At 67.6% G+C, this 21,215-nt stretch carries 18 protein-coding genes; 13 read left to right on the forward strand and 5 right to left on the reverse strand.

Translation table 11 applies throughout. The features are described 5' to 3' along the window. Positions 1 to 332: 332 nt before the first annotated feature. From AM590_RS07880 to AM590_RS07900, 5 genes are all read left to right on the forward strand, one after another. Entirely contained in the window at positions 333 to 1,010 is a 678-nt protein-coding gene (locus AM590_RS07880) for a winged helix-turn-helix domain-containing protein (RefSeq protein ID WP_058826996.1), read from the forward strand. Positions 1,011 to 1,050: 40 nt separating this feature from the next. After that, positions 1,051 to 1,875, forward strand: a complete 825-nt coding sequence (locus tag AM590_RS07885) for a DUF429 domain-containing protein (protein ID WP_058826997.1) — start codon at positions 1,051 to 1,053, stop codon at positions 1,873 to 1,875. Positions 1,876 to 2,222: 347 nt separating this feature from the next. Continuing rightward, a complete protein-coding gene (locus AM590_RS07890; protein ID WP_058826998.1) occupies positions 2,223 to 2,666 on the forward strand; it encodes a hypothetical protein in 444 nt (147 codons plus the stop codon). A gap of 187 nt (positions 2,667 to 2,853) precedes the next feature. After that, positions 2,854 to 4,422 carry a COG1361 S-layer family protein gene (locus AM590_RS07895; RefSeq protein WP_058826999.1) on the forward strand — a complete coding sequence of 523 codons (1,569 nt, stop codon included), beginning with the start codon at positions 2,854 to 2,856 and terminating at the stop codon, positions 4,420 to 4,422. A 3-nt stretch (positions 4,423 to 4,425) separates the two neighbouring features. Next, on the forward strand, positions 4,426 to 6,936 hold the full coding sequence (locus AM590_RS07900) for an RND family transporter (protein ID WP_058827000.1): 2,511 nt from the start codon (positions 4,426 to 4,428) through the stop codon (positions 6,934 to 6,936). Positions 6,937 to 6,980: 44 nt separating this feature from the next. Here AM590_RS07900 and AM590_RS07905 read toward each other — a convergent pair whose 3' ends face one another. Together AM590_RS07905 and AM590_RS07910 are read right to left on the reverse strand one after the other, a co-directional pair. Further along, entirely contained in the window at positions 6,981 to 7,220 is a 240-nt protein-coding gene (locus AM590_RS07905; RefSeq protein ID WP_058567456.1) for a hypothetical protein, read from the reverse strand. A gap of 75 nt (positions 7,221 to 7,295) precedes the next feature. Then, the gene (locus AM590_RS07910) at positions 7,296 to 7,580 is read right to left on the reverse strand and encodes an acylphosphatase (protein WP_058827001.1); all 285 of its coding nucleotides are present in this window, start codon (positions 7,578 to 7,580) and stop codon (positions 7,296 to 7,298) included. Positions 7,581 to 7,766: 186 nt separating this feature from the next. Between AM590_RS07910 and AM590_RS07915 the strand changes: the two genes are divergently transcribed. The 6 genes from AM590_RS07915 to AM590_RS07940 all read left to right on the forward strand — a co-directional run bounded on the left by AM590_RS07915 (position 7,767) and on the right by AM590_RS07940 (position 16,167). Then, the gene (locus AM590_RS07915; protein ID WP_058827002.1) at positions 7,767 to 9,128 is read left to right on the forward strand and encodes a phosphopentomutase/phosphoglucosamine mutase; all 1,362 of its coding nucleotides are present in this window, start codon (positions 7,767 to 7,769) and stop codon (positions 9,126 to 9,128) included. A 185-nt stretch (positions 9,129 to 9,313) separates the two neighbouring features. Further along, a complete protein-coding gene (locus AM590_RS07920; protein WP_058827003.1) occupies positions 9,314 to 10,444 on the forward strand; it encodes a BMP family protein in 1,131 nt (376 codons plus the stop codon). Between the two features lie 223 nt (positions 10,445 to 10,667). Continuing rightward, entirely contained in the window at positions 10,668 to 12,227 is a 1,560-nt protein-coding gene (locus AM590_RS07925) for an ABC transporter ATP-binding protein (protein WP_058827004.1), read from the forward strand. Then, the gene (locus AM590_RS07930; protein WP_058827005.1) at positions 12,224 to 13,492 is read left to right on the forward strand and encodes an ABC transporter permease; all 1,269 of its coding nucleotides are present in this window, start codon (positions 12,224 to 12,226) and stop codon (positions 13,490 to 13,492) included. The genes AM590_RS07925 and AM590_RS07930 overlap by 4 nt, the downstream gene beginning before the upstream one ends. Next, positions 13,489 to 14,592, forward strand: coding sequence for an ABC transporter permease (locus AM590_RS07935; RefSeq protein ID WP_058827006.1), 1,104 nt, complete (start codon positions 13,489 to 13,491; stop codon positions 14,590 to 14,592). The genes AM590_RS07930 and AM590_RS07935 overlap by 4 nt, the downstream gene beginning before the upstream one ends. A 159-nt stretch (positions 14,593 to 14,751) precedes the next feature. Continuing rightward, the gene (locus tag AM590_RS07940; protein WP_058827007.1) at positions 14,752 to 16,167 is read left to right on the forward strand and encodes a geranylgeranyl reductase family protein; all 1,416 of its coding nucleotides are present in this window, start codon (positions 14,752 to 14,754) and stop codon (positions 16,165 to 16,167) included. Here the strand turns inward: AM590_RS07940 and AM590_RS07945 are convergent. After that, on the reverse strand, positions 16,142 to 17,419 hold the full coding sequence (locus tag AM590_RS07945) for a HAMP domain-containing sensor histidine kinase (protein WP_058827008.1): 1,278 nt from the start codon (positions 17,417 to 17,419) through the stop codon (positions 16,142 to 16,144). The genes AM590_RS07940 and AM590_RS07945 overlap by 26 nt on opposite strands. Before the next feature lie 149 nt (positions 17,420 to 17,568). Further along, positions 17,569 to 18,852 carry an amidohydrolase gene (locus AM590_RS07950; protein WP_058827009.1) on the reverse strand — a complete coding sequence of 428 codons (1,284 nt, stop codon included), beginning with the start codon at positions 18,850 to 18,852 and terminating at the stop codon, positions 17,569 to 17,571. A gap of 128 nt (positions 18,853 to 18,980) precedes the next feature. Here AM590_RS07950 and AM590_RS07955 point away from each other — a divergent pair, with 128 nt between their 5' ends. Further along, entirely contained in the window at positions 18,981 to 20,531 is a 1,551-nt protein-coding gene (locus tag AM590_RS07955) for a Na+/H+ antiporter NhaC family protein (RefSeq protein WP_058827010.1), read from the forward strand. Further along, complete coding sequence (locus AM590_RS07960) at positions 20,528 to 20,791, forward strand: hypothetical protein (RefSeq protein WP_058827011.1); 264 nt, start codon at positions 20,528 to 20,530, stop codon at positions 20,789 to 20,791. The genes AM590_RS07955 and AM590_RS07960 overlap by 4 nt, the downstream gene beginning before the upstream one ends. Before the next feature lie 61 nt (positions 20,792 to 20,852). Here AM590_RS07960 and AM590_RS07965 read toward each other — a convergent pair whose 3' ends face one another. After that, entirely contained in the window at positions 20,853 to 21,182 is a 330-nt protein-coding gene (locus AM590_RS07965) for an uS10/mL48 family ribosomal protein (protein ID WP_004977130.1), read from the reverse strand. Between the last annotated feature and the right edge of the window lie 33 nt (positions 21,183 to 21,215).

Raw genomic sequence — 21,215 nt, forward strand, 5'->3', positions numbered from 1 at the left:
TCCGTCGTCGGGGGTACTACTATCATTGCGTTACCTGGTACGAGACCGAACTGATATATGTGTTTGCTGGCATACATGTCACCGGGTAACCGTGCAGGTATCCGGTTACGTCGGCGTCACTCCACGTTGGTACGTCCGCAAAGAGTTCGGTCTTCGGTGACTGAATCGTCACACTCTGGGCAAGTAAGTGGGAGTGCGTCCCGTTCTCAGCCGATATATGGTACGTATATGGTAGTATTGTCCAACCCTCGAAAGATATACCACGCTTGCCATTGCATATCAGTACGGGACGTGTCAATCATGATGAAAACAACCAGCGGAGAGTCTCATTTATGACCGAGACGTGGGATTCCGCGGGGTATATCGCGAGTTCCCGGTACCGACTGGCCGTGTGTCGGTACCTCTCGGAGCACGGTTCGGGACTGCCCTCTCGAATCGCCGCGGAGACCGACCTCGCACAGCCGCACGTGTCTCGAGCGCTCTCCGAGCTGCGGGAGCGGGGCATCGTCGAACTGTTGGTACCCGAGTCACAGCAGAAAGGGCGACTCTACGGATTGACGGACCTCGGCCAACTCGCCTACGAGCGGGTCGCACTCGACCAACAAGCGGACATTACCGTCGTCGAATCGGGTGAGTTCCCCGCGCCAGAGCTATCATCTGGTCTACAGGAAGCGTACGGAGATGCGCTCCGGGCAATCGTGTGGTGCGAGCCGGTTCAGACGCGGGTTCGCTTCTTCGAGCAGTCGCTTCTCGACCGTTACGACGAAGACACCGTCAAGACGCTCGTCGCGACGCTCACGAACGAGGAGGCCATCGACCAACCGCTCGAAGACCTCCCAATCGGGGGTCCGGAGCTCGTCGCGTTCGCCATCGACGACGCACTCATCGTCAGGGTACCGCTCAACGACGGCGTAAAACTGCTCGTCTCGCTCGACGCGAGCATCGACGTGACGCTCGGTGAACTGCGCGACACCTGTCGGCAGATGACCGCTGTGGCTCTCGATTCCTGAACCCAGAGCTTTTCTCTCGCTCGACGGCGTAACTCGACTCGTGCCACAGCGATGCGTTTCCCCCGTTATCGGCGTCGACGGCTGCCGGTCGGGCTGGGTGTGCGCCGTCGCCGACACGGGCGGTCTCTCCGTGCGGGTCGTCTCTGATTTCGCCGCCGTCTGGAAACTCGCCCGCGAGCGGGACGCTGGGCGGGTACTCGTGGACATCCCTATCGGCCTGCCCGACTCCGACCGCCGCGCATGCGACCGCGAGGCTCGGGAACTGCTCGGCGCTCGGCGCGCTACCGTCTTCTTCGCCCCCGTCCGCGCCGTCCTCGACGCCGACTCCCACGAGGCGGCCAGCGCGGCGAACCGCGAGCGGACCGGGGCGGGACTCTCGATTCAGGCGTGGCACCTCGTGCCCAAAATCCGCGAGGTCGACGCCGTCCTCCGGGAGACGCCGCGCGCCAGAGACCGAGTGTTCGAATCCCATCCCGAACTCGCCTTTGCCGCCTTCGCCGGCGAACCGCTCTCGGACTCGAAATCGATGCCCGAGGGCCGCGCTCGCCGCCTCGACGTACTTCGGACGGCGTTCGCCGGAGGCGAGGAGAGAAACGGAGTCGGCGACCACGGTTCGAACGCCGACGCGACGGACGCGCCGAAGGTCGACGCCGAGCGCGCCTACCGCGAGACGCTGGACCGGACGCTCCGTCGCGACGTGGCCCGCGACGACGTGCTCAACGCGCTCGTCCTCGCGGCCGCAGCCCGGCGACCCCTCGCAACGCTCCCGAGCGACCCGCCGCGGGACGCCGCCGGACTGGAGATGGCGATTCGCGTTCCGACGAAGGCTCTCGGGGCGGATTTTGGGTTTGACAATCATGCATAACTATCTGTGATATCTTGAAACACACTAGTATATAGCCAACAATAGTAGTGGGTATTCTCAGGGGGAGAAGATATTTATGTACAGTGTTCAATCGAGTAAGTGGCGCGACCACTGTCGCCACCACAGAATACCCAGCCCAGCCCAATGCGTGATTCAGTGCCAGCACGCAGTCGGTCGCGCCTCCCGCTGCCTCTACTCGGGTTCGATGTCCCCGCCCCGGGCTCGAACCCGACCGTTTCAACGCCTTGAGCGTCGGCTCCAACCGGCTTGTAGCCCTGTTCCCGTCTGATTCCGAGCCTCGCGTCTCCGGCCCGAAGCTACATCTACGACCCATCCTAACCCCGCGTATGTACACCGGCAGGACGGACCAGCCCTGCTGTCTCTGCGACGACCCGAAGACGGTCGCCCGCATCGCGGTCCCGCCGCGGGCGGTGACGCTCATGGAGAACGCGGCTCCCATCGCGTGGCGCGACATCGTCGGCGACGTGACGCTCCAGTTCTGCGAGAGCGACTGGGAACTCGTCACCGAGTTGGTCTTGGACCTCGGCATGCACCCCCTCTCTCGGTGTAACGTCGCCCGTGCGGACTTCAGCATCCGTGAGGACTTCGAGGCGCTCCTGAACAGCACCCGCGAGGAACCAGACCAGACCGAACAGGAAGACCGCATGCTCGCCGAGGCCCGCGCCGTCATCGACGACGCCGACGACCCGATGGTCGAGGAACGCGACCTCGTAGAGGCCCACGTCGTGGTCCGCGCGATGGCCGAACTCGGCGTCGACCGGACCGCGTGAGTCGTCACCGGTGAGGTCACCGGAACCGACGACGCGAACGTTCTCACCCGGCTGACAGTCTCGCGGAGGCCGAACACCGTATTTCTCCGCAGGGGACGTATCAGGGACCAGTTGGGTCGGTCCGTCGCCGCCCCCGCGCCGATACCGCGGACCCGGACGCCGTCGGTGCCGCCCGCCGGGAGTCACGATGAAGAGTTACACCGCTGTCTTGGTCGCCGTACTGCTCGTCCTTGCCGCGCTCCCGACACCCGTCGCCGGCCAGCAAGCCGAACCGAACAACGTCCCCGTCTTCCGCGCCTACGTGGTCGACCCGGTGGTCGAACCCGGCGTCGAGACGACGGTACGAGTGGTGTTCGCCAACGACCCGGTCGACACCGAGGACGTAGCGAAGCCCGCCGATAACGTCCGCGTCAGGCTCGACCCGCGCAGCACGCCCTTCACCGTCAGGACCGGCGACCTGTTCGTCGGCACGATGAACGACAGCGACACCCGCGAGGTCGCCTTCCGGGTCGAGGCCCCCGAGAACGTCGCCGCGGGCGAGTACAACCTCCGCCTCGACGTGTTCTACGAGTTCGACAACGCCCACCGCCGCGTCTACCGCCTCGACGTGCCCATCAGAATCGAAGAGCGAGTGCGGTTCGCCGTCGTCGGCGCGGACTCGTCGGTCCCCGTCGGCGGCAGCGGCGCGGTCGCGCTGACCCTGCAGAACACGGGCGAACTCGACGCGCGGAACGCCGTGGTCGCGGTGACCGCTCAGTCGGCCGACGTGAGCTTCGACGGGGCACAGACCGCGAGCAGCTTCGCCGTCGACTGGCCTGCCGGCGAGAACCGGACCTTCGTCTACGACGCCACGCTCGATTCCGAGGCGTCCGTCCGCGGCTACGTCCTCGGCGTCGCCATCGCCTACGAGGACCCCGACGGCGCGCGCCGACAGTACCCCGACCTCGCCGCCGGGTTCATTCCCTCGCCTAAGCAGTCCTTTTCGGTTGCGGACGTGACGAGCACGCTCCGCGTCGGCGACGAGGGCCGAATCGAGGGCGTCGTCGTCAACGACGGAACGGCTCTCGCGCGCAACGCGGTCGTGACGCTCTCGCTCCCCGAGGGGAGCGCGACGGCGACCGAGACCGAGTTCGCCCTCGGCGACCTCGAACCCGGCGAGCGCGTCCCGTTCTCGTTCGACGTGGGAATCTCGGACGACGCGGACGCCGGCCCTCGGCAGTTCACCGCGACGGTCGCCTACCGTGACGCCGGAGGCGACCGGCGCACCGGCGACGACATCGACCTTCGGGTCGCCGTCGCCGCCGCGACCCCCGAGTTCGGCGTGACCGTCGACGAGGGTACCGTCGCGCCGGGCCGGAACGGACAACTCCGCGTGACGGTCGTCAACGACCGCGACGAGACGCTCACCGACATCTCCGCGAAGATATACCTCGAAGACCCCCTCTCGTCTGCCGACTCCGAGGCGTTCGTGGTCGAACTCGCGCCCGGCGAGTCGGCGACGCTCGTGTTCGACGTGTCGGCCGCCCGCGGCGCGCTGGAGAAGGACTACCCGGCCGAACTCGACTTCCGCTACGACGACGGCGCTGGCGAGACAACCATCTCCGACGCCTACCGCGTGCCCGTCCGGGTTGAGGCCCCCGAAGACAGTGGTGGCCTCCCGTTCGGTCTCTCGGTCCCGCTCGTCGGCGCGGCGGTCCTCCTCGCGGCGGTCGGCGGCGCGGGCTTCCTCGTCGTCTGCCGGCGGGGGCGGCGCTGAGCCGTGGCCCGACTGGAGTTCCAGCGCTTCGTCGACTGGGTCGACCACCGCATCGTCAACCGCTCGCGGCGTGTCATCCTCGTCTTCCTCGTCCTCACGCTGGTGTTCGGGGCGGGGCTAAGCGCCGTCTCGACCGAGGCGGGGACCGAGCAGTTCGCCGAGGAAGTGCCGGCCGAGGAGGCGTTCGCGCGCGTCTCCGAGGAGTTCTCGCCGCGCTTCGAGGCGGGGACCGGGAGCACGCAACTCATCCAGCGCGCGCCGAACGTCCTGACGAGGCGCGAACTCCTGCGGATGCTCGAAGCGCAAAAGCGCCTCTCGGACCGCGACGACCTCCGCGTCGTCGGCACCGCCAGCGCCGCCTCCGTGGTCGCAGAGACAATCGACCCCGACGCCGACGACCTCGACGAGCAGATTGCGGCGCTCGAACGCGCGACCGACCGTGAGGTCGCCGCCGCAGTCCGCGAGAACGCCGACAGCGAGCGCTTTACCGGCCTCCTCGCAGACGACTTCAACCCGACCGCGGCGAGCGCGTCGGCGACAATCGCGGTCGTCACCCACTCGATTCCGCTGGCCGACGAGACCGGCGCGGGGCAGGGTGGCGAGAGCCCGCTCACCCCGATTCAGCGGACCGCCGCGCGAGTCGTCGCCACCGTCGGCGGCGACATCTCCGTCTTCGGGTCGGGCGTCATCGCCGACGAGTTCGGGACGGTCATCGCCGACTCGCTCATCCTCGTCGTGCCCGCGGCCGTCGTCTTCATCCTCGTCTTCCTCGTCGTCGCCTACCGCGACCTCGTGGACCTGCTGTTGGGGACCGCCGCGCTCGGGATGGCCGTCGTCTGGACGTTCGGCTTCCTTGGCCTCGCGGGCATCCCGTTCAACCAGATTATGATCGCCGTGCCGCCGCTACTCCTCGCGGTCGGCATCGACTTCGGCATCCACGCGGTCAACCGCTACCGCGAGGACCGCGCCGACGGGTTGGCCGTCGGCGAGGCGATGCGACAGGCGACAGACCAGCTCCTCGTGGCGTTCTTCATCGTCACCGCGACCACCGTCATCGGCTTCCTCTCGAACCTCGTGAGCAACCTCACGCCGATTCGGGACTTCGGCGTCGTCGCGGCCATCGGCATCATCTTCACGTTCCTCGTGTTCGGCGTGTTCCTCCCGGCGACGAAAGTCGAGGTGGACAGGCTCCGCGAGCGCTACCCGATTCCGACGTTCAGCCAGTCGCCGCTCGGCCGCGAGGGGAGTTCGCTCGGGAGGATCCTCCGGATCGGCGTCGCGCCCGCCCTCCGCGCCCCCGCCGTCGTCCTCGTCGTCGCGCTCGTCCTCTCGGGATCGGCGATGTGGTACGCCACCGGCGTGGACACCGAGTTCGGTCAGGAGGACTTCTTGCCGCCCGCGGAGGCCCCGGCGTACCTGAAATCCCTCCCAGAGCCCTTCGCGCCGGGCGACTACAGCGTCGTCGCCGACATCGAGTTCCTCGAAGAACGATTTTCGTCCTCCCAGAGCGGGGTCGTGACGGTGTATCTGGAAGGCCGACCCACCGACGACGCCTACCTCGAAACGCTCGACCGGGTCGCACAGGACCCGCCGGACACCTTCATCGTCGAGGACCGCCGCGCCGACTCGACGAGCGTCCTCACCGTCATCGAGGACGAGGCCAGAGAGAACCCCGAGTTCGCCGCGCTCGTCGCCCGCCACGACCGGGACGGCGACGGCATCCCCGACCGCAACCTCGCCGAGGTGTACGACGCGCTGTTCGCCACCGACTCGGCCGCCCGCGCGGGCGCGTATCTCGCCGACGACTACCGGAGTTCGCGCGTGGACTACCGCGTGCGAGCCGACGCGGACGACGACGCGGTCGTCGCCGACGCCCGCGAGGTGGCCGCGCGCTTCCGCGGTCCGAGCACCGCCACCGGCGCGGTCGTCGTCTTCTCGGCCATCTCGGACCTCATCCTCGACTCCGCGGTGCAGAGCCTCGCCATCTCGATGGCCGGGACCGGCGCGTTCCTCGTGTTCGTCTACTGGTGGCTCGAACGCCGCCCGTCGCTCGCGCTCGCCAACCTCGTTCCCATCCTCGTCGCGGTCACGTTCGTCGCCGGGACGATGCGACTCGCCGGCATCTCGTTCAACGCCTTCACCGCGACGGTGCTCGCGCTGACCATCGGTCTCGGCGTGGACTACTCGGTCCACGTCGTCCACCGCTTCGTGGACGAGCGCGCCGACCACGACCTCGAAACCGCGCTCGACCGGACAGTCCGCGGCACCGGCGGCGCGCTCGCGGGCAGCATGCTCACGACCGTCTTCGGCCTCGGCGTGCTCGTCCTCGCGGTGCTCTCGGTCCTCGGCCAGTTCGGCCTACTCACCGCCGCGAGCATCGTCTACTCGTTCCTCGCGTCGCTACTGGTGTTGCCCTCGGCGCTGGTCCTCTGGGATCGCTTCAGCGGCAACGACCCGCTCGTTCCCCTCAGCGGCGTCGAACGCGAGTCCGGCGCGGCGGCGACCGCCGACTGAGAGTCGCGTCCACGCTCACGCCCCGCACGTATTCCCGCTCCTGCTCACATCCCGGTTCCCACGCCGAACAGCCGCGTCGACCCCCACGAGAGGACGACGATGCCGACGATGAACACCGCGAGCGCGGCCATCATCGGAAACGGGTCGAGCGACGGCCCGCCGAGGAACGGCCCGCGGACGATGAGAAACGAGGTGCCCATCGAGAGGCCGAGTCCGACGCTCGTCACGAGCGTGAAAAACAGTTTGGCGACGCCGATTCCCCGCGTGTCGTTCCGGAAGCGCATGGGGACACGTCCCCCGAACCCCGCTTGAACGATTTGGCCGTCTCGTTGATGTTATCGGCCGGTTGTCGGGTTTCGTCAGCGCTCGACGCGGAATCCGGTCTCGCCGTTCGGCTCCTCGTAGGAGACTTCCACGTCCTCGACGGACGCCATCGGACTCCCCTCGTGGCACCACTCGACCATCGCCTCCACGTCGTCGCGGGGGCCCTCGAAGACGGCCTCGACGCGGCCGTCCGAGAGGTTCTTCACCCAGCCGTCGACGCCGCGGTCGCGGGCGGTGTCGCGGGTCGTCGCCCGGTAGTAGACGCCCTGTACGTGTCCCGAGACGTAGACGTGCGCGCGGGTTCGACCGTGTTCGCTCATGGCTCCCGATTCGTCGCCCGTCGCCAAAGGCGTGCTGCCCCGGGCGGCCGGTTCGGCGTCTCCGCCGGTGGCCCGGTCGCCGTCGCTCTATCCCCCGCCGCGACCGCCGTGACCGCCCCGTGCGCCCGCCTCGCACGCATCCCGCGAACCGTCAGCATCTAAGTACGACCCCCACAACGCTGGACTATGGAACTCTTCGGCACCGCCGGTATCCGCGGGAGCGCGACGGAGCGAGTCACGCCGGAACTCGCCCTCAGCGTCGGCCGCGCCGCCGGCCTCGCCGCGCTCGAATCGGACGCGCCCGCCGAGTTCGTCGTCGGCCGCGACGGACGGACAACCGGGCAGGGCCTCGCCGCCGCCGTCGAGGCTGGCCTGCTCTCCGCCGGCGCGGACGTGACCCGCGTGGGCGTCGTCCCGACCCCGGCGCTCGCCTTCGCCTCGCGTGGTCGCCGCGGCGTCATGCTCACCGCCTCGCACAACCCCCCGACGGACAACGGCATCAAGATGTTCGTCGACGGGCAGGAGTACGACCGCGACCTCGAACGCGACATCGAGACGCGGGTCGAGGCGGACGCGCCCCCGGCCGACTGGGACGACTGGGGTTCGACGGGGACGAGCGGCGTCCTCGACGCCTACCGAAGCGCTATCGTCGCGTTCGCCGGCCGGCACGGGGCGGCCCTCGACGGCCTCAACGTCGCCGTCGACTGCGGCAACGGGATGTCCGCGCTCGGCACGCCGCAGGTCCTCCGCGACCTCGGCGCGCGCGTCGTCACGCTCAACGGGCAGATAGACGGCCACTTCCCCGGGCGCGAGTCGAAGCCGACGCCCGAAACGCTCGCGGACCTCATCGCGTTCGTCGCCGACGGTGACTTCGACTTCGGCATCGGCCACGACGGCGACGCCGACCGCATCGTCATCATCGACGGGAACGGCGAGGTCGTCCACGAGGACACCGTCATCGCCATCGTCGCCGAGCACTACGTCCGCGTCTCCGACGCCGACGACCCGGTCGTCGTCACGACGCCGAACGCCTCGGGCCGCATCGACGAGCGGGTCCGCGAGGCCGGCGGTCGCGTCGAACGCGTCCGCCTCGGCGCGCTCCACGAGGGCATCGCCAGCGCCCGCGCCGGCGGCGGCGACGTGGTGTTCGCGGCCGAGCCGTGGAAGCACATCCACCCGTCGCTCGGCGGCTGGATAGACGGCGTCGCGTCGGCGGCGCTCATCGCCCGTCTCGCCGCCGAATCCGGCATGGCCGGCCTGCGCGAACCAGTCACGGAGCGCCCGTACCGCAAAGTGAGCGTGCCGTGTCCCGACGAGAAGAAGCGGGCGGCGATGACGGCGCTCGAAACCTCGCTTCCCGACGCGATGGCCCCCGAGTCGGTCGACACCGAGTACGGCGTCCGACTGGAGTTCGCCGACGCGTCGTGGACGCTGGTCCGCCCGTCCGGCACGGAACCCTACATCCGCGTGTACGCGGAGGCCGACGACGTGGACGCGCTCGTCGACGAGGTGACAGCCGTCGTCGAGGCCGAAATAGAGGTCGCCTGAACGGGCTTCCCGGCGGTTTTACCCCGGCGGAGGTGACCGGTGAGGTGCGAACTCGACGCCCGCGGACGTGAACCGTAGACCCGTTCTCTAGGATTTGCAAACGTGGTGATGCGACGGCGCTGAAACCTCGAAACGACACCTTTATGCAATTTTCGCGGCCCCTGTCTCAATAGGAGTTCATAGATATGGACAGACGTTCTTTTGTCAAAGCGGCAGGGGTCGCGGGCATCGCGGGCCTCGCAGGTTGTACGGGCGGACCGTCCGAGGGGAGCCAGGAGACGACGGCGACGACGACCGAGGAATCCGGCGGCGAAGAGACCACCACGGCCGAGCAGACGACCGAGGAGTCCGGTCCGGCGGCCAACGTCGGCATGGTCTACGCGCTCGGCGGTCTCGGTGACAAGTCGTTCAACGACGCCGCGAAGCGCGGCATCGAACAGGCGGAATCGGAACTCGGCATCGCCTACGACGAGGCTCAGCCCTCGGCGGCGGAGGAGTTCCCGCAGTTCCAGCGCCGGTTCGCGCAGTCGTCGAACCCGGACTACGACCTCGTGTCGTGTATCGGCTACGCGCAGAAGTCCGCGCTCTCCGAAACCGCGCCGAGTTTCTCGGACCAGAAGTTCATGATCGTCGACGACGTGGTCGACGAGGACAACGTGGCGAGCTACCTGTTCCGCGAGGAACAGGGCTCGTTCCAAGTCGGTTACCTCGCCGGCCTCATCACGACCCAGGAGTTCTCGGCCGGCTCCGGCTCGACGACGGCTGACTCGAAGAGCGTCGGCTTCGTCGGCGGCACCGAGACTGAGCTCATCCGCAAGTTCCAGGCTGGCTACGAGGCTGGCGTGGCGCACGCGGACGAGGAAATCTCCGTCGACGTGGCCTACGTCGGGTCGTTCTCCGACTCCGCGAAGGGCAAGGAGATTGCCACCTCGATGTACGACAACGGCGCTGACGTCGTCTACCACGCGGCCGGCGGCAGCGGCCTCGGCGTCTTCCAGGCGGCCAAAGAGCAGGGCAAGTTTGCCATCGGCGTCGACTCCGACCAGTCGCAGACCGAGCCGAACTACGCCGACGTCATCCTCGCGTCGATGGTCAAGCGCGTCGAGTCGGCGGTGTACACCTCCGTCGAGAACGTCGTCAACGACGAGTTCAACGGCGGTTCCACCACGACGCTCGGCCTCGAAGAGGACGGCGTCGCCGCCGTCTACGGCGCGGAACTCGGCTCCGAAATCCCGCAGGACGTGAAGGATTCGCTCTCTGAGTCCCGCGAGGCTATTATCGCCGGCGACATCGAGATTCCGACGACGACCGAGTAACGCCGCACTCGACACTCGCATTTCTTTCGACGCCGCGCGCCGAGCGACAGGATCCCCAAATGTTGGAGTCAATGTTGCCGGTTTCGCACCACGGGCAGTCGAACATGCTCGCGGGTTGAACGTTCGAACCCCCCGAGAACCGCCGCGACGATCCGTGTGGACCACTCCCGCGCCGACTCGAATCCCACGAGTTTAAGCGAACCCCCCCGAAAAAAGGGTCAAGATGAGCACCGCTGTTCATCTCGACGAAATCACAAAACGGTTCTCCGGCGTCGTGGCGAACGACGACGTGGACCTGACCGTCGAGCGCGGCACGGTGCACGCACTTCTGGGAGAAAACGGGGCCGGCAAGACGACGTTGATGAACATCCTCTACGGGCTCTACGAACCCACTGAGGGGACCGTCCACGTGGACGGGGAACCGCGGGACTTCGATTCGCCCGCGGACGCCATCGACGCCGGAATCGGTATGATTCACCAGCACTTCATGCTGGTCGACCCCATGACGGTCGCCGAGAACATCGTCCTCGGCAACGAACCGCGCAAGTGGTTCGGTACGACCGTCGACCGGGAGCGTGCGCGCCAAGAGGTCATCGACCTCTCGAACCGATACGGATTCGACGTGAACCCCGACGACGCCATCGAGGACGTGAGCGTCGGCGTTCAACAGCGCGTCGAGATTCTGAAAGCACTCTACCGCGGGGCCGACATCCTCATTCTGGACGAGCCCACCGCGGTCCTCACCCCGCAGGAGGTCGAAGAGCTGTTCCGCGTCTTCGAGGAGCTGACCGCCCAAGGCAAGACGATTATCTTCATCAGCCACAAGCTCGGGGAGGCGATGCACGCCGCGGACGACATCACCGTCCTCCGAAACGGGAAGAACGTCGGCACCGTCAAGGCTGACGAGACCTCCAACGAGGAACTCGCCGAGCTGATGGTCGGCCGCGAGGTCCTCCTCGAACCGAAGGCCGAGCCGCAGGAACCGGGCGACGAGGTGCTCGCGGTGCAGCACCTCTCGGCCGAGGACAACCGCGGCATCCCCGCCGTCTCCGACGTGTCGTTCGACATTCGCGAGGGCGAGGTGTTCGGCATCGCCGGTGTCGACGGCAACGGCCAGTCGCAATTGGTCGAGGCCATCACCGGCCTGCGGACGCCGACCGAGGGCTCGATTTCCTACAAGGGCGGAGACATCACCGACGCCTCCCGCCGCTCCCGCATCGCCGACGGGATGGCGTACATCCCCGAGGACCGCCACGAGCGCGGGCTCGTGATGGACTTCGACCTCGTCCAAAACGGCATCCTCGGGAGCCAGCACAGCCCGACGTTCGCCGCCGACGGCCGGATAAATTGGTCCGACGCGCGCGACCACGCGGAACGAATCATCGACGAATACGACGTTCGACCGCCGCACGCCGACGCCGACGCGGAGTCCTTCTCCGGCGGCAACCAACAGAAGTTCATCGTCGGCCGCGAGTTCGAACGCGAACCGGACCTCGTCGTCGCCACCCACCCGACCCGCGGCGTGGACATCGGCGCGATGGAGTTCATCCACGAGCGGCTCTTGGACCTCCGAGCGGAGGGGAAGGCGGTTCTCCTCATCTCCTCGAAGCTCGACGAAGTGCAGGGTCTCTCGGACCGCCTCGGCGTCATGCACGACGGCGAACTCATGGACATCGTAGACCCACGCAACACCACCGAAGAAGAGATTGGCCTGCTCATGGCCGGCGAACGCCCGAACGCCGCCGAGACCGACGCGGAACCGCCGGTGGGTGACGCCAAATGAGCGCGGCCGAGAACGCGAAGGCAGTCCTCCGGCGGCTGACGGCCGCCTCTGCGACGGAGCGCATCCTCATCAGTTTCGCCGCGCTCATCATGGCCGTACTCGTCGGCGCGGTCATCATCCTCGTCTCCGGCCGCATCACGACGTGCCAGACCGCGGCGACGACGCTGTTCGGTACCGGCTTCTGTTACGACCCCGTCGAAGTGTACCTCGTGTTGTTCAACGGGGCGCTCGGCGAGCCGTTCCTCGTGAACAGCCCGGGGATTCTCAAACCGCTCAACCCCAACTGGAACCCGCTGAACTTCGGGTTCGCGCTCACGCTCAAGGAGACGACGCTCCTCATCTTCACCGGCCTCTCGGTCGCCGTCTCCTTCCGCGCGGGCCTGTTCAACATCGGGACGCAGGGACAGCTCATCCTCGGCGGCCTCGCGACGGCGCTGTTTTCGTTCTTCGTCGCGCCGCTGCTCCCGTCGGGGCTCGTCGGCGGCCTCATTCTGATTCCGCTCGCCATTGTCGTCGGCGCGCTCGTCGGCGGCCTCTACGGCGCGATTCCGGGGGCGCTCAAGGCCTACGCCGACGCCAACGAGGTCATCACGACCATCATGCTGAACTTCATCGCGGCGCAGATCGCGTTCGTCCTCGTCAGCGAGTTCTACGGTAACCCCGACTCGCAGGTCGTCGAGACGACGCCGATTCCCGACTGGGCGACGCTCCTCCCGGTGGCGTTCCCGCAGGGCGGCGACTTCTCGATTCTCGCGCTCGCGTTCGGCCTCGCGCTCGTCGTCGCCGTCTGGTTCCTGCTCGAACAGACCTCGTTCGGGTACGACCTCCGGACGAGCGGCGAACAGCCCGAGGCCGCCGAGTACGGCGGCGTCGACGCCAAGCGCACGACCGTCACGAGCATGTTCCTCTCCGGCGCGCTCGGCGGCATGGGCGGCGCTATCTGGGTGCTCATGGTCATGGGCAAGTGGCAGGCTGGCGTCCCCGCGCTCGGGTTCGACGGCATCACCGTCTCCATCCTCGCGGGGAACAACCCGTTCGGGGTCGTCCCGGCGGCGCTCCTGTTCGGGACGCTCAAATCCGGCTCCCTCGCGGTCCAGTTCGGGACCGGCGTCCCGAAGCAGCTCGTCGGCGTCCTCCGCGGACTCATCATCCTGTTCGTCGCGATGCCCGAGTTCTTCCGCATGCTCGGCTCCACCATCGACCTCGAACCGGACCGCGAGACCGTGGCCACGGACGGCGGCCGCCTCGGAGGTGACGACGAATGAGTACGACCACTATCGACCGGCTCCGCGACACCGAACTGTCTTACAGAGCGACCCTCGCCGGCGGGGCGCTGAGCGTCTTCCTGCTCATCGCGCTCCTCGGTCTCGCGTTCCCGAGCAGTATCTGGGGCAACTTCCTCGCCATCCTCACGAGTCGGAGCACGCTCTCGTCGGCGCTCCGGCTCTCGGTGCCCATCACCTTCGCCGCGCTCGGCGGTATCTTCTCCGAGAAGGCCGGCGTGGTGAACATCGGACTGGAAGGCCTCCTCATCATCTCGGCGTTCACCGCGGTCATCACGACGGCCGTCGTCGGCCCCGAGATGACCGTCGTCGGCCTCCCGGCCATCTGGATCGGCTTCTTCGCCGGCATCCTCTCGTCGGTGCTGTTCTCGGCGCTGTTCGCCGTGGTCTGCATCCGCTTCAAGGCCGACCAAATCATCGCCGGCCTCGCCGTCTGGCTCATCGCGCTCGGCCTCGCGCCGTTCGCGGCGACCGTCTACTACGGCGGCGTCAACACCGACAACCTCGGGACGACCCTCGGGACGTGGACGATTCCCGTCCTCTCGGACATCCCGTTTTTCGGCGCGTTCTTCGACGCCGACCCCGCGGTGTACATGATGCTCGTCGCAGTCCCGGCGTCGTGGTACGTCCTGAACCGCACGGCGTTCGGCCGCCACGTCCGCGCGTCCGGTGAGAACCCCAAGGCGCTCGACACTGTCGGCGTCGACGTGAGCCGCGTCCGCTACGCGGGCGTGCTCCTCTCGGGCTTCCTCGCCGGTGTCGGCGGCTCCGCGCTGTCGCTCGGCCTCGGACAGTTCGTCGGTAACAACCAGACGATGGTCAACGGGAAGGGCTTTATCGCCATCGTGGCGTACCTCTTCGGGAACTACAACCCCATCGGCGCGTTCGGCGCGTCGTTCCTCTTCGCGGGGCTGGAGGCCGCCCAGATTCGCCTCCAGCAGGTCCCCGGCTACGCCATCCCCGACTCGCTCATCCAGACGATTCCGTACGTGACGGTCCTCGTCGTCCTCGCGCTCGTCGGTCGCACCCGCATCCCGGAGGCGGCAGGCGAGCACTACGACACCGGCGACGACAACCGCTGAGCGACCCGGAACCCTCGGTTTCTCCGTTTTCTCTTTCCCGTTTCTCCGATTTCGCCCGTTCGAGCGTCGCATCCCGGCCGGGGCGGTTCCCGTCGAACTCGCTCCGCGCGGTCGGTGCGGGAGTAAAGAGTTTTCAGCCCGCGATATGGAGGTGATACCATGTCCACAGACGAGAACGACACCGCCGAGGAGTCCTCGGCGAGCCCACGGACCCAGTCCGTGGACGTGGTGGTCGTCGGCGCGGGAACCTCCGGCTGTTACGCCGCCGCCACCATCGCGAACGCGGGCTACGACGTGACCATCGTCGAGCGGAAGTCCGCGGAGGAAGCGGGACACATCGCCTGCGGGGACGCCCTGAAGGGCGCTGACGCCTTCCCCGAGGCGATTCCGAAGTCGAAAATCGAGCCCGCGTTCACCAACACCGAGGTCGACCACGGCCGCTTCGAGATTCCGCAGGAGGACACCGTCCTCGATATCCCGGTCCCCGGCGAACTCGCCGTCATCGACCGCTGGGAGTACGGCCGCCTCATCATCGAAGGCGCGGACGAGGCCGGTGTCGAACTCCACTACGACACGGTTGTCCAAGACGTGAAACAGGACGACGACGGCACCGTCACCGGCATCGTCGGCAAACACGACGGCGAGGTCGTCGAATACGACGCCGACATCGTCATCGACGGCGCTGGCTCGCTGTCGCTCCTCCAGGACAAGGTAGACTTTTCCGACGCCACCTTCGACACGAACGTCTCCTACCAGCACTTCTCGTCGGCGTACCGCGAGGTCGTCGAGGTTCCCGAACCCGTCGAGTGGTCGGACGCGCTCGTGTTCAAGCCAGCCGAGGTCGCCGCGGGCTACGTCTGGTACTTCCCGCGGACCGAGACCGAAATCAACGCTGGCCTCGGCTTCCAGATGACGGAGGAGCCGATGAAGCTCGTCGACGACCTGAAGAAAGACCTCCGGGAGCGTCCCGAGTTCGAGGGCGCGGAGGTCATCGACAAGCTCGGTGCCGCGCTCCCGACCCGTCGGCCCTACGACTCGGCGACTGCGCCGGGGTACATGGCCGTCGGCGACGCCGCGGCCCACGTCAACCCGACGACCGGCGGCGGCATCGCCGGCGCGGCCTACGCCGGCAAGTACGCCGGCGAGCAGGCTGCAATCGCGCTCGAAGCCGGCGACGTGAGCGAGGAGATGCTCTGGCGTTACAACCAGCGCGTCATGGACCACTTCGGCGGCCGCTACGCCAGCCTCGACGTGTACAACATCCTCTCGACCGCCGTTGACGTGGACGACCTGATGGGCCTTATCGCCTCCATCCCCGGCGAAAAGCTCGCAGAAGCGCTCTACTCCGGGACGACCTCGTTCGGTCCCGTCCTCCTCGCGCAGACCGCGGCGTCGAGCTACGGCCACTGGAGCCAGATTTACGAGTTCTTCAAAATCAAGCGCCTCGCCGACGAACTGCTGGCCCACTACGGCCGCTACCCGAGTCGGCCGAGCGCCCTCGAGGGCTGGAAGGTCGAGCGAGACCGCATCATGGACGACATCTACGAACTCACGGGCGCGGACCCGAAGTACTGACCTCGGTCTCCGCCGCAAACGAGACGTTTCGGAACTCGAACCGGGCACCGCCGTTTTCGCCGTCCGTCGCCGACACCTCCCAGCCGTGCGCGTCGGCGACGCCGGAGACGATAGCGAGGCCGAGGCCGGTCCCTCGCGAGTCGGTGCTGTAGCCCGACTCGAAGATGCGCTCGCGTTCTTCCGGCGGGATGCCGGGGCCGTCGTCCTCGACGAAGAAGCCGTCGTCCAGCGGGCCGACCCGGACGTTGACGCCGGGCGTTCCCCCGTCGGTGGCGTCCGGCACCGGTCGTCTGACTCCCGGGTTCGGTGCCTCGTCGGGCGACGGTCGACCACCTGCCGTGTCGCGCTCGGCTGGGTCGGACGCGGTCTGGTTGCCTGTCGAACTGCGTTCTACAGCGTCGTCGGATGAAATCCGACTGCCCGTCGAGTCATGCTCGACGGCGTCACCAGACGTAGTCTGGTTGCCTGTGGAACCGTGTTCCACAGCGTTCCGAAACAGGTTCTCGAAGACGGCGGTGAGCCGTCCCCTGTCGGCGAGCAGTTCCGCGTCGGCCTCGACGGTCAGGCCCGACGCGCCGAGACTGGTGTTCGTCACCGCGTCCGCGGCCACGGTGGCGAGGCTGACGCGCTCGACCTCGCCGACCGACTCGCCGGCTCGGGCGAGCTGTAACACGTCTTGGATGAGCGCCTCCATCCGGTCGTGGGCGTCGGCGACCGTCGAGAGGTGCTCGGTCCCGTGGCCGTCGCGGGCGAGTTCGAGCCGCATCTGGGCGACGTTCAGCGGGTTTCTGAGGTCGTGGGTGATGACCGAGGCGAACTGGTCGAGCCGGTCGTTGCGGCGGCGGAGGTCCGTCTCGCGGGCGTCGCGGTGGGTCGACCACCGGATCGCGCCGACCGCGAGCGCGACCGACCCGACGAGGAGCGTCCCGTCCTCGAAGACGAGCGTGAACGCTTCGGGCTGGACGACGACCTCGTCGACCGCGTCGCTGACGGCGTAGACGGCGACCAGCGCGGTTCCGACGTACAGCGGTCGCCAGACCGTCTGCACGTCGCGGACGCTCCCGACGACGAACGCACCGACGAGCGGAATCGGAACCAAGAGGAGTTCCACGGCGAACCGGAGCCAGTGAACCTCGGGGCTGTCGGGGAAGACGGCAACTTGGACGACCGCGACGCCGACGGCGATGCCGACGACTGCGAGACCCGGACGCAGGTCTGCGTCTTCGGTCGATTCACCTCCGAGGAGCCCCATCGCTGGCGGCTATGCACGGGGGGGACAAATAACCGCTGGCGGTTCGTCGCGGACGGTCCGGTCGATCGCGCGTCGGCTCAGACGAGTCGAGTCGGCCGAAAAACGCTCAAACGGCGCTCTCAGCTCGTCTCAGGTTCGTCTTCGTCGGCTCAGGGTCGGTCGGCCGCGATTCGTTTGACGCTGCCGGCGAGTACGTCGACGGCGATACCGATGGTCGCTTCGTCCACGTCGAACGTCCGGGTGTGGTGGCCGCCGGGGTGGTCGGTGCCGACGCCGACGTAGGCCGCGAGGCCGCCGCGGTCCTGGACGTACTGCATGAGGTAGGTCGCGTCCTCGCTGCCGCCGAGGTCGTCGCTTTCGAGAATCGAGGTGACGCCTTCGACTCCCTCGCTCACGCCGCCGACGATGGCCGCGAGCGCGTCGTCGCTCCGGGCGCTCGGGGCCTTCCCCTCGACCCCGATTTCGACCTCGCAGTCGTTCATCGCGGCGGCCGACTCGATGACGGTGTGGGCGCGGTCTTCCATGTACTCCATGAGTTCCGTCGTCGCGCCGCGCACCTCGCCTTCGATGAACGCCTCTTCGGCGACGATGTTCGTGGCCGTGCCGCCGCCCATCAGGCCGACGTTGACGCGGGTGGGTCCATCGGAGTGCCGGGAGATACCGTAGAGGTTCTGCGTGGCGGTCGCGGCCGCGAGGTTCGCGTTCTTTCCCTCCTCGGGTTTCGCGCCCGCGTGGGCCGGGGCGCCGGTGAACTCGGCGCGGAAGTGCGACACCGCGAGGAAGCCGCCGACGCCGCAGACGACCTCGCCGGTCGGGTGGTCGAGGCCGACGTGGACCGCGAGCAGGTAGTCCACGTCGTCGAGGTGGCCGCCCTCGGCGACGGCCTTCCCGCCGGCGACCTGCTCCTCGCTCGGCTGGAAGAACACCTTGAACGTCCCCTCGAAGTCGGAGTCGAGGACGGCGTCGAGGACGCCGATACCGATTGTCGCGTGGGCGTCGTGGCCGCAGGCGTGCATGAAGCCCTCGTTCTCGGAGCGGAAGCCCTCGGCGGCCGGGAGGTGGTCGCCGTCCTCGGACTCGGTGATGGGGAGCGCGTCGATGTCGACGCGGAGCCCGACGGTCGGGCCTTCGCCGCGTTCGACGACCGCGACCGCGCCGGTGTAGCCGCCTGTGAGGCGGTCGAGGACGTCCTCGCGCGCGCCGGCCTCGCGGGCCCGTTCGAACCACGCGTCGAGTTCGGCGTCGTCGGGGACGGCCATGCGCTCGTCGGCGTCGAGTATCTCCGGGCCGACGTAGAGCGCGTCGAGGTCGCGCGTCTCCAGTTCGTCGACGAGGCGGGCGGTGGTGTAGAACTCGCGCCATGCGGGTTCGGGGTGGCGGTGCAGGTCGCGGCGAAGCGAGACGAGGTCATCTATCGTCGCTCGGTTGCTCATGTCTGGACTCTTTTCTCCCGGCGATGATAAACGCTCCCGACGATTTGTGGCCGAGAAACTCAAGTTTGGAAGAAATAGTTGGAGGAAATTCGTGCCTATTATATATCACAGTCAATCTCTGACAAACGATGCCAGAAGAACCGGACATCGAGCTCAGTTTCCGTGGCGGGCGCCTCGTGAGCGCTCTGCCCATCGCCCTGTTCATCGCGTGGGCGATTTTCCAGAGTGGTATCCTCGGTATCGGCGATACGACCGGCCTCGTCGCGGGGATGCTGACAGGACTTATCGTGGGACTACTGTTCGTCCGGGGAGATTGGAAGGACTACGCGGACGTCATCTTCGCCGGCATGACCCGCCGGGTCGCCGCGACGGCGGTCGTCGCGTGGCTCTGGGCGGGCATGTTCGCCGAGACCATCCAGGTCGGCGGCTTCGTCGACGGCCTCGTCTGGGCAGCCACGGTCTTGAACGTCGGTCCGGGGCTGTTCCCGGCCGTGACGTTCCTGCTCGCGGCACTGTTGGCGACCGGTATCGGCACCGGCTACGGCACCGCAATCGCCTTCACGAGTCTCGTCTTCCCGGCGGGTCTCCTCCTCGGGGCGAACCCCGTGTTGCTGTTCGGTGCGATTCTCTCCGGCGCGGTGTTCGGAGACAACCTTGCGCCCGTCAGTGACACCACCATCGTCTCCGCGGTCACGCAGGACGCCGACATCGGCGGCGTCGTCGCCTCCCGCGTGAAGTACGCCGTCGTCGCCGCGACACTCGCAATCGCGGCGTACCTCGTCGCCGGCTTCGGAATCCCCGGCGTCTGGAGCGGCATGCCGTACGTCGACGTGGCCGGCGAGGTTTCCGCGTCGGTGTCGCCGTGGGGGCTCGTTCACCTCCTCGATATCGCCGTGGTCATCGCGCTCGCCGTCCGCGGTCGACACATCATCGAGGCCGTATCGTGGGGACTGCTCCTCGCGGCGGCGTTTAACCTCACGCTCGGCGCGGCGAACTTGGTGGACGTTTCGGCCGGGAGCATGCTCCTGTTCAGCGCGCCGCAGAACGGTCTCACGCAGGCGGTCGAGGCGCTTCCCCTCCTCGGGGCCGTCGTCGAGACCGTCCCCGCGGGACAGGTCGGCGTCGGCGGGAGCGTCTACTCCGGCGCGGCCGGCTTCTTCCCGCTTATCGTCCTGACGCTCCTGCTCGTCGCGGGCGCGGAAGTCATGCGCGCCGGTGGCGGCTTCGACGCGATTCAGGAGCTCGTCATCGACCGCGTCGCCACGACGGTCCGCCGCGCGGAGACCACGATGGTCGTCGGGACGGCGCTCGTCAACGCGACGGTCACCATCAACACGGCGGCCGAAATCGCCATCGCGCCCTACGTCGCCACGCTCGGCAAGCGCTTCAACATCAACGGCTACCGCCGCGCCAACATCCTCGACGCCAACACCTCGGCGCTCGGCTACATCTTCCCGTGGGGCGGCGGCCTACTCGCCGGCTACGGGGCCATGCAGGGCCTCGTCGGCGGCGAGGCGACGCCGTGGTTCACGGCGGAGATGCTCGTGAACCCCGCGTCGGTCTTCCCCTACGTGTTCCACGGCTGGTTCCTCGTGGCGGTGTTCCTGTTCGCCGCGTGGACCGGCTATGGCCGCGAGTACGTCTCCGACCGCACGAGTGAGGAGGTGAGCCGCGTATGAGCCGCCTCGATAAGCTCTTGGCCGGCTGGACGTTCCGCACCGCGACGCCGACGTTCGAACCCGGCGAGGTCATCACGGCCTACGTCAGCGAGCGCAACGGCGACGGTCTCACCGTCCGCATCGGCGACTCGGTCATCCGGGTCGAAGACGGCGGCGGCGCGGCCGTCGAAGACAAGGTTCGGCTGGAGGTCACGTCGTTCGACGCGACCAACCACGTCGGTACCGGCGAGGTAGTCGAAGTCCTCGGGCCGGACGCCTGAGCGGTCGAAAAAACGACAAAAAGCGCAGACCCGCGTCTTCTTTCGCGCTCCGTGACTACCGTCAGCGACGGTGACCGAGCGGTTTCTTCTGTTCGACTTCGATTTCGAGGTGGACGCTGTCGGGGAACTCCTTGAGACCGACCTCGCGGGCGATCTGGTCCGCGCCGTGGATTTCGAGCCGACGGGTGTACACGGGGTAGGACCACGACGAGAACTGGTCGCCGGGTTGGAGCGTCCGGTACTGCGGGACGCTCACCTGCTTCGGCTGGTCGGAGTGGGGGCCGCGGCACTCCGCGCCCTTCCGCTCGACGAACTGCTTGAGGTCGTCGACCACTCGGTCGAGGACCGCCTTATCACCGCTTTGAAAGGTGAGTTTTGTGACGAAGGCCATAGCTGGGTACTACTCCTTGTTGCACGCTCCGAC

This window comes from Haloferax sp. Q22, assembly GCF_001482285.1.
Lineage (GTDB): Archaea > Halobacteriota > Halobacteria > Halobacteriales > Haloferacaceae > Haloferax.

What these genes read in the sequence shown, in the direction of transcription:
- AM590_RS07920 (WP_058827003.1), top strand. Translation starts at nt 9,314, where the DNA reads ATGGACAGACGTTCTTTTGTCAAAGCGGCAGGGGTCGCGGGCATCGCG.
- AM590_RS07965 (WP_004977130.1), bottom strand. Translation starts at nt 21,182, where the DNA reads ATGGCCTTCGTCACAAAACTCACCTTTCAAAGCGGTGATAAGGCGGTC.
- AM590_RS07890 (WP_058826998.1), top strand. Translation starts at nt 2,223, where the DNA reads ATGTACACCGGCAGGACGGACCAGCCCTGCTGTCTCTGCGACGACCCG.
- AM590_RS07945 (WP_058827008.1), bottom strand. Translation starts at nt 17,419, where the DNA reads ATGGGGCTCCTCGGAGGTGAATCGACCGAAGACGCAGACCTGCGTCCG.
- AM590_RS07935 (WP_058827006.1), top strand. Translation starts at nt 13,489, where the DNA reads ATGAGTACGACCACTATCGACCGGCTCCGCGACACCGAACTGTCTTAC.
- AM590_RS07940 (WP_058827007.1), top strand. Translation starts at nt 14,752, where the DNA reads ATGTCCACAGACGAGAACGACACCGCCGAGGAGTCCTCGGCGAGCCCA.
- AM590_RS07880 (WP_058826996.1), top strand. Translation starts at nt 333, where the DNA reads ATGACCGAGACGTGGGATTCCGCGGGGTATATCGCGAGTTCCCGGTAC.
- AM590_RS07925 (WP_058827004.1), top strand. Translation starts at nt 10,668, where the DNA reads ATGAGCACCGCTGTTCATCTCGACGAAATCACAAAACGGTTCTCCGGC.
- AM590_RS07915 (WP_058827002.1), top strand. Translation starts at nt 7,767, where the DNA reads ATGGAACTCTTCGGCACCGCCGGTATCCGCGGGAGCGCGACGGAGCGA.
- AM590_RS07930 (WP_058827005.1), top strand. Translation starts at nt 12,224, where the DNA reads ATGAGCGCGGCCGAGAACGCGAAGGCAGTCCTCCGGCGGCTGACGGCC.
- AM590_RS07905 (WP_058567456.1), bottom strand. Translation starts at nt 7,220, where the DNA reads ATGCGCTTCCGGAACGACACGCGGGGAATCGGCGTCGCCAAACTGTTT.
- AM590_RS07960 (WP_058827011.1), top strand. Translation starts at nt 20,528, where the DNA reads ATGAGCCGCCTCGATAAGCTCTTGGCCGGCTGGACGTTCCGCACCGCG.
- AM590_RS07950 (WP_058827009.1), bottom strand. Translation starts at nt 18,852, where the DNA reads ATGAGCAACCGAGCGACGATAGATGACCTCGTCTCGCTTCGCCGCGAC.
- AM590_RS07910 (WP_058827001.1), bottom strand. Translation starts at nt 7,580, where the DNA reads ATGAGCGAACACGGTCGAACCCGCGCGCACGTCTACGTCTCGGGACAC.
- AM590_RS07955 (WP_058827010.1), top strand. Translation starts at nt 18,981, where the DNA reads ATGCCAGAAGAACCGGACATCGAGCTCAGTTTCCGTGGCGGGCGCCTC.
- AM590_RS07895 (WP_058826999.1), top strand. Translation starts at nt 2,854, where the DNA reads ATGAAGAGTTACACCGCTGTCTTGGTCGCCGTACTGCTCGTCCTTGCC.